The following is a 13195-nucleotide window of genomic DNA, read 5'->3' on the forward strand; positions in this document are numbered from 1 at the left end:
ATCAATTTCCTCTTAATTCTCTAAGTTTTGCTGCTTTATCTTCTGCCTTCATTAAGGTCTCACCTATCAGAACTGCATCTACCTTGGCATCCTGTAAAAGCTGTATATCTTCTGGTCCTTTGATTCCGCTTTCTGAAACAAAAATAACATCCTTAGGAACCAATTCTCTTAGTCCTCTGCTATTTCCTGTGTCTACTGAAAAATCCTTTAAATTTCTATTGTTTACACCAATTAAACGTGCTCCTGCTTCAATAGCCATTTTTACTTCATCAGCATCGTGAGCCTCTACCAAAGCACTAAGCCCCAGTGTATCGCATATACGAATATATTCTCTTATTTGTTCTTCCGTCAGAATTGCACATATAAGAAGTACCGCTTTAGCTCCAAGAACCTTTGCTTCATATATCATGTATTCATCTACAGTAAAATCCTTTCTGATACATGGAATATTTACTGCATCTGCGATTTCTCTTAGATATTCCTCACTACCTAAAAACCATTTAGGTTCTGTGAGAACTGAGATGCAATCTGCACCTGCCTCTTCATAGTCCTTTGCAATCTGAAGATAATTAAAATCCTCTGCGATGATTCCCTTTGAAGGAGAAGCTTTTTTGCACTCACATATAAAACTTATTCCTGTTTTTTTGAGAGCTTCTTCAAATTCAAAATTCCCCTTTGGAAGACCATAAGCCTTTGCTTTTAGTTCTTCCAAAGATATATATTTTTTTGCTTCCTCAACTCTATGCGTTGCATGCTGCCCTAGCTGCTGTAGTATGTTCATCTGCCTCTCCTGCTTTAATTTCATTGCTTACTAAAACAAATTTCTCTAAGGTCTCAAGAGCTTTTCCTGAATCAATAATCTTTGCAGCAAGCTTAATTCCCTCAGAAAAGCTCTCTGCTTTTCCTCCGATGAAGAGTGATGCACCTGCATTTAATAGAACTGCATCTCTCTTAGGTCCCTTAGCTCCTTTTAAGATTTCTCTTGTAATCTTTGCGTTCTCCTCAGGTGTGCCGCCCTTTAAATCTTCCTTTGTGCATCTGGTAAATCCAAAATCCTCTGGCTTAATTGTGTATGTAAGCAACTCACCGTTGTAAATTTCACAAATCTTTGTAGGTGCACTTAAAGAAATCTCATCAAGCTTGTCCATTCCATATACAACCATTCCTCGCTTTACGCCAAGACTTACAAGAACCTGAGCAAGCGGTTCAACTAAGTATTCATCATATACGCCAAGTAGCTGCATAGAAGGTGTTGCTGGATTTGTAAGTGGTCCTAAGATATTGAAAACTGTTCTAAAACCAAGCTCTTTTCTGATTGCTCCTACGTACTTCATTGATGCATGATACTTCTGAGCAAAGAAGAAACACATTCCCACTTTATCCAAAAGCTCCACACACTTTTCTGGATCCTGCTGAATATTTACTCCAAGTGCCTCAAGACAATCAGCTGTTCCACAAAGTGAAGAAGCTGCTCTGTTTCCATGCTTAGCTACCTTCATTCCAGCAGCTGCTGCTACAAGTGCTGAGGTTGTAGAAATGTTAAAGCTATGTGCATTATCGCCGCCTGTTCCTACTATTTCAAAAACATCCATTCCAGTTTCAACTTTAAGAGCATGCTCTCTCATTGCTGTAGCACATCCTGCGATTTCATCTGTTGTCTCTGCCTTTGCGCTCTTTGTAGAAAGAGCTGCAAGGAAAGCTGCGTTCTGAGTCTGAGATGTTTCTCCATTCATAATCTCATTCATTACCTGATAGGCCTCATCATATGTAAGGTCTCCTTTGTTTACGATTTTTGCAATTGCTTCTTTTATCATGTCTATTCTCCTTTCTACTATTGAGCGGCATCCTGCTTTTTTATGCTCCCGCAGGCCACCTTCCATACTTCGCTAGGCAACCTCCCCTTCGGGTTCCTTCCTAGCTTGCATGGAGCCTTCCTGCTCGCGCTTACCTAGTTTTTCTAGCCGCTCTAAACTAAAAAAGCCCTTGATAGAAACGTCACGTTTCTATCAAGGACGAAAATTTATTCCGCGGTGCCACCTTGAATTCATGATTTACTCATGCGCTTATCAGGATACCATCATATCCCTGGCAACTAACGAGTGCCTTCCGTCGTGCAATACTCTAGCAATAATGCTATTTCCTCACGCCCTCAGGAGTCCATTCCCAAAACACTATCTTACTGCATCCCACCATCACAGCTCTCTAAAAAGAATCATGTAGAGGTACTCTTCTCCCTCATCGGTTTAGTACTTTATTATGTTGAAGTAACTATATCATTACAATTATACAGTGTCAATACAATATTTCAGATTTTTTTTAAAATAAAATCTTGATTTACAAAAAATGAATCTCTCACCTTCCACTTCCTACAAGTTTTGCAAGTATACTGTTGGGATAAAGATACGAAAATCTACATAATGTGTATAATTTTTTTTCACATTAAGATGATATTATTTATTTTAGGAGATTATAACTATGAATAAAAAAGAAGGTAATAACAAAGATATCTTAATTAGTGATTCCGGCCTTACAAAGGATGCACGTACAAAGCAGGCAAAAATTTTTGTGCTGTTATGTGACATCCTTACTATTGCATTGATTGTTTTAGGTATTATTGCATTTATTAAAGGTGGTAACATCTAATGGGTACTGAATACGATTTTAAACGTCGAATATATGAAGTGCTAGAGGTGTCGTCTATTGGTGATGTTTCTAGCCGGGCTTACGATAGGCTAATGACTGTGGCTATTATCGTAGGTCTTGTTCCTTTGACTCAAAAAGGAAATAATCTACTTACTCTTATTATTGATGTAGCTGTAAGTATACTCTTTATTATTGATTACATAGCACGAATTTATACTGCAGATTATAAAATGGGCTACAAGCATTATAGAGCCTACATAGCTTATATTTTTACACCTTTAGCATTATTTGATTTGTTGTCAATTTCTCCGGTTTTATATATCTTCTTTCCAGTCTCAACGATAATCTCGCTTTTCAGATTGTTTAGAATCTTTAGAGTTTTAAAACTGGTTAGATACTCTAAAACAATGATTATCATTGCAAATGTAATAAGAAAAGTTAAGGCTCAGCTTTTAGCAGTATTGATTTTGATTATAGTTTATATAATAGTATCAGCAATGCTGGTGTTCCAGCTAGAACCAAATCTGTTTGATACCTTCTTCGATGCCTTGTATTGGGCTACTATTTCTATTACTACAATTGGGTATGGTGATATATATCCTGTTACTCCGGTAGGACGATTTATTACAATGATTTCCGCATTGGTAGGAATGGCTGTCATCGCTCTTCCGACTGGTATTATAACTGCAGCCTACATGGCTGAAATAACCAAGAAAAAAGGTAAATATGAGTTATAAAAAAAGGCACTGCAAATGCAGTGCCTTTACTAATTCATATAATTATTTCTTAATTGAGCTCATGAAATCTGGCATCTTAATATTGAGCTCTGGAACTGTGCTCTCTGTAGGTGCCACTGGTGTAACCTGCTTCTGGATAGGTGTAGTAGGTGTAACAGCTCTGTTAACAACTGGTGTAGGATTTGTAACACCTGCCTGTCCAGCTGGAGCTACTGTACGCTGCATGCTTGCAAGAATATCAGCACTAGACTGTCTAGGCTGTGCATTGTACATCATACCTGAAGCTGTACGCATTCCTGGTGTAGAAACTGGCTCACCAAGACCTGTAGCAATAACTGTAACAGATACTTCGTCATCCATAGTCTCATCTACCGTAATACCAAGGATAATATTTGCATCTGCGCCTGTCATATCCTGAACATAAGATGTAGCCTCGTTTGCATCGTTAAGACCAACATCACCACAGATATTAACAATAACGTCTGTAGCACCCTGGATGCTTGTCTCAAGAAGTGGAGAAGCAACAGCTGCCTTAACAGCCTCAAGAGCCTTCTCATCACCCTTAGCAGAACCGATACCTACATGTGCTAAGCCCTTGTCCTTCATAACTGTCTGAACATCAGCAAAGTCAAGGTTAATAAGTGAATTCTTAGTAATGAGATCTGTGATACCCTGAACAGACTGATGAAGCACCTGATCTGCCATGCGGAAGCTCTCTCCGATACCCATAGACTTGTTGCAGATTTCAACAAGCTTCTGGTTAGGGATAACGATAAGAGTATCTACGCTCTCCTTTAATCTTTCAATACCATTAAGGGCATTATTCATACGTGGCTTTCCTTCAAACTGGAAAGGCTTTGTAACAATACCTACTGTAAGGATGCCCTGTTCCTTTGCGATTCTAGCAACAACTGGAGCAGCACCTGTACCAGTACCACCACCCATACCACATGTGATGAATACCATATCAGCTCCCTTAATAGCAGCTGAAATATCCTCTGCGCTCTCCTCAGCAGACTTCATGCCTACTTCTGGATTTGCGCCAGCGCCCTTTCCACCTGTTGTTTTCTCACCTATAGCTAAAAGAGTAGGCGCCTTACATAAATCCAACGCCTGCTTATCAGTGTTGATGCCAATGAACTCAACTCCCCCAATTCCCTCTTCAACCATACGCTTTACTGCATTATTGCCGGCGCCGCCTACGCCTACAACAATGATTCTGACAGGAGCCCCTGTCTCGTCAGTCGTAATGTTAATCAAAACTTTATCCTCCTTATTATTAAACCTCTAAGGGAGGTCAAACAAATTCTCTAATACCAAAATACTATATATAATATTATATTTTTTCACTCTATTTATCAACCGTTTTTTATCAAAAAAAGTTAATTTTCTTCCTCTCCAGAGTCCTTTTCGAATACAATATCTGTGTTAGCGCTGGAATAATTCTCAAGATGTAGTGTTCCGGTCATTCCATCAAGCTGTGGAAGAATCCTAAGTGCACGGTCAATCTTCTCCTCCAGATAAACGCTACTTCCAAGAGCAATATTATAGGTGTCATAAGACAAAATTATTCGTCCATCTTCATCATATGAAACCACATTTGGCATTAAATCATTTTTATTTAATATCTTGATTAATGAGGTAAGATATCCAATCTGCTCTTTACCGATAGGAAGCTTTTCACCTCTCTCTGGGTTTTCACAGACAACACCTTCAACTTTCATGTACCCTCTATCCACAAAAGTCTCACTAATCTCGACTATTTCTCCACTATGATTAAAATAAACGTATTTTCCATCCTCCTGATATATGTACCCAAGAATCTTCTTCTCATTACAAACAATTGTAATTGAATTTAATCCAGTCATTTTAACATCGAAGGAATCTATAAATTCAGCATCTCCCTTAGGGAAAAGCTTATTCTTAAAAAACGCATATACTGCATTCCCTGAATATTCATCATCCAAAATATAATTCTTTATCTCGTCGGCTGTATAAAGATCTGTGCCCTCCACGGAAAGCTCTTTAATTGGGCACATAAAATATGCGCCTGCGCCCAGCACGGATGCAACAATAACCACAGCCAGAACAAATTCTATAAAAACAAGCACAAAGGCTTTTCTTCGTCTTCTAGCTCTTCTACTCATATTCCTCCCCATCAAAATCCATATTCTTAGACACGCTAAGGGCCAATCCAAATTCTGATAAAAGAATCGCCACTGATGTTCCACCGTAACTAATTAGCGGTAAAGAAACACCTGTATTTGGAATTGAATTGGTAACAACGGCAATGTTAAGTACAACCTGAAGCGCAATATGAGCCATTATACCGATACAAATATATGAACCAAACATATCCTTGGCGTGAGTAGCTATGAAAAGTAATCTGTAAAGCAGGAGGATATATAAAAGGATAATACAAACTGCGCCGAATATACCTAATTCCTCACAGATAATAGAAAAAATCATATCATTCTGAGCCTCTGGCACAATGTATTTTTGCATACTGCCACCAAGCCCCTTTCCAAACAATCCACCACTACCAATGGCGTAAAGTCCTTGAAGAATCTGGAATCCAGTATCCTCTATATAATCCTCTGGATGAAGCCATGCTGAGATACGCTGTGCTCTGTAGCTAACAAAGTGTATTGCCAAAAGTCCCAAACCAACAAAGCCTGCACCAGCAAGGAAGAATGGTCTGTATTTTGGTGATGCCACAAATGTCATAACAAAAGCTATACCTGCAATGATAATCGCTGTAGACAGATTGTTATATGCTACTACACCAAATATTGGAAGAATAAGTGCCAAGGTACGAATAGTTCCCTTAATTGTACGTTGATGCTTTGGCGCTCTATCAACTACAAAAGCTATGAGCAGAATAACTGAAACCTTTCCAATCTCTGATGGCTGCACAGAAATTCCGCCTACCTTAAGCCAACGTGTAGAACCATTCAAGGTAGTACCTACGAAATTAACAATTACACATAAGAAAATAGAAACAAAATAAATCGGAATAACAAATGCACTCCATCTTCTATAATCAACTTTTGTAAAGAAGCTCATGCCTACAAAGCCAAGTCCTGCCGCAAATAATTGCTTCTTAAGGTAGTAAGTAGAATCTCCTATCTTAAGAGACGCTGCATAAGCAGAGGTGCTGTAAAGCATAACCAGACCGAAGGCTAAAATAAACACAACGATAAAAAGCAGAGTGTAATCAAAATTCAATAGCTTTTTTAATTTTTTTCGTTGTCTGGCCTCTCGTCTTGAAGCGGCCAGCTCCTTGTCTCTTGTCATAAAACTAAATTAACTCCCCTATACCAAAAAATATGCAAATGTGCATAAGAAAATTGTAACTGTTGTAAATACAGCAACAACCTTTACCTCAGACCAACCACCGAGCTCATAGTGATGATGAATTGGTGCCATTCTGAAAATTCTCTTTCCACCTGTCATCTTAAAGTAACCTACCTGAAGAATAACAGAAAGAACCTCTGCAAGATAAATCAGAGCAACAACGATAATGAAGATAGGCATCTGTAAAGTGTATGCAACTGATACAACGAATGCACCAAGAGCAAGTGAACCTGTGTCGCCCATGAAAATCTTAGCAGGATGTACATTAAACATTAAAAATCCAAACAATGCACCAATCATGGCAGCAATTGCTGGAGTAATATCTGAATAAAGATGAATTGCTACAAGTCCCCAGAAACCTGCAATTGCAAGTGTAACTGAAGTGGCAAGACCATCAAGACCATCTGTAAAATTGGCACCATTAACTGTTCCAAGCACTGCAAGGAAAAGAAGTGGAATTGCAAGCCAGCTAATATCCACAAAAGCACCTGTTGCTGGAATTCTAAGTTCTAAAGAAACATCAGAAAACTTTACCATATATACAGCAAAGCCTGTTGTAAGAACAATCTGACCAAGCATCTTCTGCCATGCCTTAAGACCGTCTGAGCTTCGCTTCAAAGCCTTGAGTAAATCATCTACAAAACCAAGAACACCAAAGCCAACTGTAAGAATAACGATTGGATAGATATGTGGAACATTTCTTCCAAACAAAATAGCTGTAACAGCAAATGCAATAAGTATCATGATGCCACCCATTGAAGGTGTACCATTCTTTGCTTTGTGCTCCTTAATGTACTCACGCTCTGTGTTTCCCATCTTAAGTCTACGAAGTAATGGAATACACACTGGCGCCAGCGCTACAACTATAAAAAATGCAACTATCATTGGTAAAAAAACTTCTAACATAATAAAACTCCTTAGTTTTGATCTTCGTTACCATTATCTGGGGTTACGGACGGGTCTGCTGTGGACTCGCCACCCTCAGGTGTGTCCTCAGCTACACCTTCATCCGGCTCGCTCTGCTGAGCAGCCTCGGTAAGAGCTGATGCTGCGGCAGCCTCCTCTTCTTCTGTAAGAGAAGATTCAACACCCATATAAGGTAATGCCTGTTCAAAAATGTTATGAACAATCTCCTGGGCGAAGCTACTGTGGGCCTGATTGTTGCCCTCTGCTCCTACTCCAGGTTCATCAACAATAACATATACTACAAGCTGGGGATTATCAACAGGTGCAAAGCCAATGAAGGAAACTAGGTATTTGTGATTGCCTCGAGGAAGCTTCTCCGCTGTACCTGTCTTACCACCGATGGTATATCCGTTAACACCGGCAGTCTTTCCAGTACCATCAGATACTACGAAGTGAAGATATTCCTTAAGTATATCACTAACCTCTTTTGAAACTGTCTTCTTTAAAAGATTAGGCTCAATCTCGCTAACAGTATTACCATTTGAATCGGTAATCTTCTTAACAAGATGTGGCTCATATAAATTACCACCATTTACAAGGGAACAGAAACCTGTTCCAAGCTGAATCATAGTAGTATTAAAGTTCTGACCGAAAGAATTTGTAGCAAGGTTAATAGCGGAATGTAAATCGTCCTTGCTATAAATAAGTCCTGCTGTGCTGGCTTCACCTGTAAGGTCGATGCCTGTCTTCTGTCCAAATCCAAATATCGACTGATAATCAGAAAATGTATCTGCGCCGATGACTCTTACCATCTGCATAAGGGCATCGTTGCAGGAATTGGACAATGCATCTGCAATAGTCTGTGTGCCGTGACCACCTTTATTGTGGGCAACACATCTTACCAACTTTGGATAGCCGGAAATCATCTCACCACCATCACAAAAATAGGTCTCACTGCCTGATAAGGCACCTGTCTCAAGTCCCATAGCTACGGTAAAAGGCTTAAAGGTAGAACCTGGCTCATAGGTATATGTAATTGGAAAATTCTGCCAGATTTTATTAAGCTTATCCATCTTGTCATCTGTAGACATTTCCGCAATCTGCTCTTCTGTGTAATATGCAGATAAATCCCTTGGATTGTTCAAATCAAAGGATGGATATTGAGCCATGGCAAGAATCTCACCTGTATTAGGATTCATAACCAGCGCAGCTGTATGAAGTGAACCCTGATACTCTGGCTCATCAGGATGGTCTGCATTCCACTGAGCCATTGTCTTCTCGTTCCAATCTTTTATAGCATTTTCAGCAATAGTCTGAATGTTAACGTCCAGAGATAAAACAATGTTGTTACCGTTAGTGGCATCAATTGTCGTCTGTTCAAGGTTACTGTCAGAATTAAGGTATCCATAGGTACGTCCGTTAATTCCGTTCAAAACATTTGAATATTTGTTTTCAAGACCAATTACACCAACATTACCGCTACTTGCATAACCTATGGTAGCTGCCGCCAGACTTCCGTATGGATACTGTCTTACATATTCCTTTTCAAACCAGATACCAAAAATCTTCCCTTTATTTTCATCTGCGGCTTTTTTCTCTTCGAAGGCAGCCATCTCTTCGTAAGGAACCTTTTTAGCCAAAACAAAATATGCAGATTTTGGATGTTCCTCAAGCTGAGTACGAATCTTCTCTTTATCTATTTCTGGGAAGCACTCAGCTACCAGGTTTACTGTGGCTGTAATGCAGCTATCCTTATTTTTGTCCTTAGCCTTTTTTTCATTATCATTAAGAACCTTACTATCTAGAATAACGTTGTAAACATCAACGCTGGTGGCCAATACTGTTCCTCTGGTATCAACAATATTTCCTCTCTGAAAAGGAATAATCGAGCTGTCGTATTTTTGTTGAGCCAAAACTATCTTTTCGTATTTATCACCACTAGTGTACTGGATGTACATTATGCGTCCTATTAGAACAACAAAAAGAATACAAACAACTCCAAATACCAGCCAGAGTTTTCTTTGCATTCTTTTTAAAATCTTTTTATTAGGTTTTATTCTTCGTCGTTTTTTATTACTAGACATTATGCGTATCTTCCTATGGTATATCCTTGTACTGACTCATGTAGTCAGAACCATCTATACTATAATACACTATTTGGTTGCTGGTTGCATATACCATTCCCAACTCATTTATAGCCTTGTCTTTTATCTCTGAAAGATTGGTATTTGTAGCGATTCTACTCTCAGCTGCATTGTTATCAGCATTGATGGTAGAAAGCTCATTTTCCATATCTGCAATGTGTCCCATTCTTGTTGTAACGTTAGTCTGAAGTGCCACATAGCCCACGAGCATAAAGCAGGTAAGAACAACTGCCATAATCATATAACCTGTTAACAATCTATTCTTTCTAAGAGCTGCTACACGTCTTCTATCTGTAATCTTCTGGCGACGGATGGCATCCTCACGCTTTTCACGCTCACGCTGCTCACGTGTAGGCAGACTTCTAGCCGGACGCAACTGGTATTCTGTCTCTTTGCGGACGGCATTGCCATCGTTGTAATAGTAAGTCTTTAATTCCTGCATATCTCTCTATTCCTCAATTTAAACTAGTAATCAAAACTAGCACCCAAAATTCTCTATCTGCTTAGGCTTCGTCACCACGCTCGAATACTCTAAGCTTCGCACTCTTTGAGCGGGAATTTGCTTCCAGCTCCTCATCGCTTGGTAATATTGGCTTTCTAGTAACCACTTTACCCTTTGACTTTTTCCCACAAACACATACCGGGAAGTTCTTTGGACATGTACAAGGATCCTCATTTCTCTTAAAAGCAACCTTTGTAATTCTGTCCTCCAACGAATGGAAGGTGATGATACAAAGTCTTCCACCTGGATTAAGTAAATCAATCATATCGTCTATATGATCTTCTAGAACAGTAAGTTCTCTGTTTAGTTCAATTCGAAGAGCCTGATAGGTTCTCTTTGAAGGATGCCCCTGACCAACCTGAGCCTTCTTTGGAATACTCTCAGCAATGATTTTATTAAGCTGACCAGCTGTAAGTATTGGAGCTTTTTCTCTCTCTTTGATGATGTTTTTAACAATCTGCTTTGAAAATTTTTCCTCACCATATGTGTATAGGACGCGGGTCAAATCCTCTGCTGAATAAGTATTAACTATATCAGCAGCCGTCATAGGATTGTCCTTGTCCATACGCATATCCAAAGGAGCATCCTCTACTCTGTAAGTAAATCCTCTGTCCGCCTCGTCAAGCTGGAAGCTGGAAACTCCAAGATCAAGCATTATGCCATCCACCTTGGTAACACCAAACTCTGCAAGACGCTCCTTCATGAATTCATAATTACTATGAATTCTGGTGACCTTATCCCCGTAACATGCAAGCCTCTCCCCAGCTGCCTTTAGGGCGTCGGTGTCCTGATCAAATCCGTAAAGATGTCCTGTAGTAAGGTGACTGGCTATCTCAAAAGAATGACCGCCACCTCCCAATGTGCCATCAACATAGATTCCGTCAGGTTTAATATTCAAATTGTCCACTGTCTCATGTAAGAGAACCGAATAATGATTAAATTCCATTTAACTCCTTAAATTCCGAGACCAAGCTCAGCCATATGCTCTGCTATTTCATCCATGTCATCGTAGGTGCCTTCCTCTATCCAGCGTTCCTTAGACCAGATTTCAATTCGGTTAAGAACACCTACAGAAACAACTTCCTTATCAATTCCAGCATATTCCTTAAGTGTAGCTGGAATAAGTACTCTTCCTTGCTTATCGATGTCGCATTCTGCTGCTCCTGCAAAGAAGAATCTGGAGAACTTTCTAGCATCCTTTGTGGTACGTGGAATCTCTCGGAACTTTTCCTCGATATTCTGCCATTCGCTAAGTGGATAAACGAAAAGGCAACCATCAAGTCCCTTAGTGGCAACGAAGTGATCTCCCAACTGCTCACGAAACTTTGCAGGCATAATAAGACGATTCTTCGCGTCTAAATTGTGACTGTATTCGCCCATGAACATGAGACACTTCCTCCTTTCCAAATGGCAGACTGTCTCCATATCCACCACTTTATGACACTTTTATTCCACTTTCCTCCACTTTTAACTACATTCTAAACCAAATTAAGCTCATCTGCAACCCGCAAAGCCCGTAAAATCAATATTCCCCACATGTGGTATAAAGTGGTGGGCGTTCCCATAATTAGCACAAAATATGCCAAAAAAGACATAAAAAAAAGACATTGGATTGACCAATGTCTCAGATTGTACTTAAAAAAATACATTTTTATTTAATTATTTTCTAATTTCTTGAGATTATATACATATAATCCTGTGCCAAGAACAATTAATATCGCAGCCAATGCTTGTGATACCGGGATGCCTGTGCCCCAAAGCTTAAGCTGATCAGTACGAATTCCTTCTATCCAGAAGCGTCCTGCTCCGTAGCCTAAAAGATAGGTAAAAAATACCTGGCCCTGGAACTTCTTTTTTCTTATCATTAGGAACATGATAATAAACAATCCCAGGTTCCATAAAGACTCATAAAGGAAGGTAGGATGAACAGATATATAGTCTACTCCATTTATCTGCACGATATTTGTAAGCATCTCAGATGTAACATCCGACTGACTTCTAATGGAATTAATAGGAAGCAGCATTGCAAACAGCCCATCCGTGTACTGTCCAAAAACTTCTCTATTGAAGAAGTTGCCCCATCGACCAAATATCTGACCAATGACCACACCGCCAATACAGATATCCATTACCTGTAGGAAATTATGCTTTCTAAGTTTGCAAAGCACTGCTACACAGGCAATACCAGCAAGCACTCCGCCATAAATAGCAAGACCGCCCTGTCTGATATTGAAAACACTAAGGGGATTATCTTTGTAGTACTCCCATGCAAATATTACATAGTAAAGTCTGGCTCCGATAACACCAACAATAATGGTGATAATACAGATATCCAAAAATTTGTCTTCATCAAAGCCCTCTCGCTTTGCTTCATTAAGAATGTAAGTGACCCCAACCAACATACCAATAGCAATTATAACGCCGTAAAACGCAATGAAAAAGGACCCGATATGGAATCCTTTTTCAATATTGTTTAGAGTGATATGAAGATTTGGAAAAATAATGCTAGAATCCAATTTATGTCTCCTCTATTCTGCGTCGCTAAACAACTGATAAATCTCAATCTTCAGCGCGTCTGTATCTGTCATTCCGACAAATATACAGCCATACTCATAGATGTCTCCATCAAGCTTGTTAGAACGAACAACCTTAAATACGGAATCAATGGTTTCCTTTGTCCAAATTTGAATCTTAGCATCGAAAGTTGCTCCGATTTCAAATTCCACACCAGGAACCCTAAAAGCTAAACCTGTCTTTGAGATATTGGTTACCTCAACCTCCATGTACTTCACGGTGGTGATGTTGGCTTCATCAATTCGCTCAATTTCTACCTTTACACCAATGTCTAAACGTTTGCTTTTTCTTTTCTCCTCCATCTCATGCCCCCCAATACATTAATTAGTAGT

The 13195-nt window shown here is 39.4% G+C and carries 14 protein-coding genes and 1 other annotated feature; of the genes, 2 read left to right on the forward strand and 12 right to left on the reverse strand.

Annotated elements, in window-relative coordinates; translation table 11 throughout:
* Window position 1 precedes the first annotated feature (1 nt).
* Both trpC and trpD read right to left on the reverse strand, forming a co-directional pair.
* Window positions 2–781: an indole-3-glycerol phosphate synthase TrpC gene (gene trpC, locus BMZ41_RS02570; protein ID WP_090165831.1), complete on the reverse strand. Its 780-nt coding sequence runs from the start codon at window positions 779–781 to the stop codon at window positions 2–4.
* Complete coding sequence (gene trpD, locus BMZ41_RS02575; RefSeq protein ID WP_090165829.1) at window positions 741–1814, reverse strand: anthranilate phosphoribosyltransferase; 1074 nt, start codon at window positions 1812–1814, stop codon at window positions 741–743. Before trpD ends, trpC begins: the two co-directional genes overlap by 41 nt.
* 191 nt (window positions 1815–2005) lie before the next feature.
* Window positions 2006–2248, reverse strand: a binding site (T-box leader).
* Window positions 2249–2475: 227 nt separating this feature from the next.
* On the opposite strand from trpD, the gene BMZ41_RS15530 reads away from it, so the two are divergent.
* Both BMZ41_RS15530 and BMZ41_RS02580 read left to right on the forward strand, forming a co-directional pair.
* Entirely contained in the window at window positions 2476–2643 is a 168-nt protein-coding gene (locus BMZ41_RS15530) for a hypothetical protein (RefSeq protein ID WP_176754429.1), read from the forward strand.
* Window positions 2643–3380 carry an ion transporter gene (locus tag BMZ41_RS02580; protein WP_090165827.1) on the forward strand — a complete coding sequence of 246 codons (738 nt, stop codon included), beginning with the start codon at window positions 2643–2645 and terminating at the stop codon, window positions 3378–3380. The genes BMZ41_RS15530 and BMZ41_RS02580 overlap by 1 nt, the downstream gene beginning before the upstream one ends.
* Window positions 3381–3422: 42 nt before the next feature.
* Here the strand turns inward: BMZ41_RS02580 and ftsZ are convergent, their stop codons facing one another.
* The 10 genes from ftsZ to BMZ41_RS02630 all read right to left on the reverse strand — a co-directional run bounded on the left by ftsZ (window position 3423) and on the right by BMZ41_RS02630 (window position 13165).
* Entirely contained in the window at window positions 3423–4640 is a 1218-nt protein-coding gene (ftsZ, locus tag BMZ41_RS02585; protein ID WP_090165825.1) for a cell division protein FtsZ, read from the reverse strand.
* 122 nt (window positions 4641–4762) lie between these two features.
* The gene (locus tag BMZ41_RS02590; protein ID WP_090165823.1) at window positions 4763–5527 is read right to left on the reverse strand and encodes a cell division protein FtsQ/DivIB; all 765 of its coding nucleotides are present in this window, start codon (window positions 5525–5527) and stop codon (window positions 4763–4765) included.
* Entirely contained in the window at window positions 5520–6677 is a 1158-nt protein-coding gene (locus tag BMZ41_RS02595) for an FtsW/RodA/SpoVE family cell cycle protein (RefSeq protein ID WP_090526744.1), read from the reverse strand. The genes BMZ41_RS02590 and BMZ41_RS02595 overlap by 8 nt, the downstream gene beginning before the upstream one ends.
* Before the next feature lie 18 nt (window positions 6678–6695).
* The gene (gene mraY / locus BMZ41_RS02600) at window positions 6696–7643 is read right to left on the reverse strand and encodes a phospho-N-acetylmuramoyl-pentapeptide-transferase (protein ID WP_330386103.1); all 948 of its coding nucleotides are present in this window, start codon (window positions 7641–7643) and stop codon (window positions 6696–6698) included.
* 11 nt (window positions 7644–7654) lie between these two features.
* Window positions 7655–9727 (reverse strand): peptidoglycan D,D-transpeptidase FtsI family protein, encoded by a 2073-nt coding sequence (locus tag BMZ41_RS02605; protein ID WP_090526746.1) that lies wholly within the window; start codon window positions 9725–9727, stop codon window positions 7655–7657.
* 13 nt (window positions 9728–9740) lie between these two features.
* Window positions 9741–10229 carry a hypothetical protein gene (locus BMZ41_RS02610; RefSeq protein WP_090165815.1) on the reverse strand — a complete coding sequence of 163 codons (489 nt, stop codon included), beginning with the start codon at window positions 10227–10229 and terminating at the stop codon, window positions 9741–9743.
* Window positions 10230–10290: 61 nt separating this feature from the next.
* Complete coding sequence (gene rsmH, locus BMZ41_RS02615; protein ID WP_090526748.1) at window positions 10291–11235, reverse strand: 16S rRNA (cytosine(1402)-N(4))-methyltransferase RsmH; 945 nt, start codon at window positions 11233–11235, stop codon at window positions 10291–10293.
* An 8-nt stretch (window positions 11236–11243) separates the two neighbouring features.
* Entirely contained in the window at window positions 11244–11675 is a 432-nt protein-coding gene (gene mraZ, locus BMZ41_RS02620; protein ID WP_090165811.1) for a division/cell wall cluster transcriptional repressor MraZ, read from the reverse strand.
* A 269-nt stretch (window positions 11676–11944) separates the two neighbouring features.
* The gene (lgt, locus tag BMZ41_RS02625) at window positions 11945–12805 is read right to left on the reverse strand and encodes a prolipoprotein diacylglyceryl transferase (RefSeq protein ID WP_090526750.1); all 861 of its coding nucleotides are present in this window, start codon (window positions 12803–12805) and stop codon (window positions 11945–11947) included.
* Window positions 12806–12817: 12 nt separating this feature from the next.
* The gene (locus BMZ41_RS02630; protein WP_090165808.1) at window positions 12818–13165 is read right to left on the reverse strand and encodes a PilZ domain-containing protein; all 348 of its coding nucleotides are present in this window, start codon (window positions 13163–13165) and stop codon (window positions 12818–12820) included.
* Window positions 13166–13195 lie beyond the last annotated feature (30 nt).

The organism is Pseudobutyrivibrio sp. UC1225 (assembly GCF_900115215.1).
In the GTDB taxonomy this organism is placed as follows: domain Bacteria; phylum Bacillota; class Clostridia; order Lachnospirales; family Lachnospiraceae; genus Pseudobutyrivibrio.

Excerpts from the sequence above, each read along its gene's own strand:
- BMZ41_RS02605 (WP_090526746.1), bottom strand. The coding sequence starts at position 9,727 with ATGTCTAGTAATAAAAAACGACGAAGAATAAAACCTAATAAAAAGATT.
- BMZ41_RS02610 (WP_090165815.1), bottom strand. The coding sequence starts at position 10,229 with ATGCAGGAATTAAAGACTTACTATTACAACGATGGCAATGCCGTCCGC.
- trpC (WP_090165831.1), bottom strand. The coding sequence starts at position 781 with ATGAACATACTACAGCAGCTAGGGCAGCATGCAACGCATAGAGTTGAG.
- BMZ41_RS02595 (WP_090526744.1), bottom strand. The coding sequence starts at position 6,677 with ATGACAAGAGACAAGGAGCTGGCCGCTTCAAGACGAGAGGCCAGACAA.
- BMZ41_RS02630 (WP_090165808.1), bottom strand. The coding sequence starts at position 13,165 with ATGGAGGAGAAAAGAAAAAGCAAACGTTTAGACATTGGTGTAAAGGTA.
- BMZ41_RS02590 (WP_090165823.1), bottom strand. The coding sequence starts at position 5,527 with ATGAGTAGAAGAGCTAGAAGACGAAGAAAAGCCTTTGTGCTTGTTTTT.
- trpD (WP_090165829.1), bottom strand. The coding sequence starts at position 1,814 with ATGATAAAAGAAGCAATTGCAAAAATCGTAAACAAAGGAGACCTTACA.
- BMZ41_RS15530 (WP_176754429.1), top strand. The coding sequence starts at position 2,476 with ATGAATAAAAAAGAAGGTAATAACAAAGATATCTTAATTAGTGATTCC.
- rsmH (WP_090526748.1), bottom strand. The coding sequence starts at position 11,235 with ATGGAATTTAATCATTATTCGGTTCTCTTACATGAGACAGTGGACAAT.
- mraZ (WP_090165811.1), bottom strand. The coding sequence starts at position 11,675 with ATGTTCATGGGCGAATACAGTCACAATTTAGACGCGAAGAATCGTCTT.
- BMZ41_RS02580 (WP_090165827.1), top strand. The coding sequence starts at position 2,643 with ATGGGTACTGAATACGATTTTAAACGTCGAATATATGAAGTGCTAGAG.
- mraY (WP_330386103.1), bottom strand. The coding sequence starts at position 7,643 with ATGTTAGAAGTTTTTTTACCAATGATAGTTGCATTTTTTATAGTTGTA.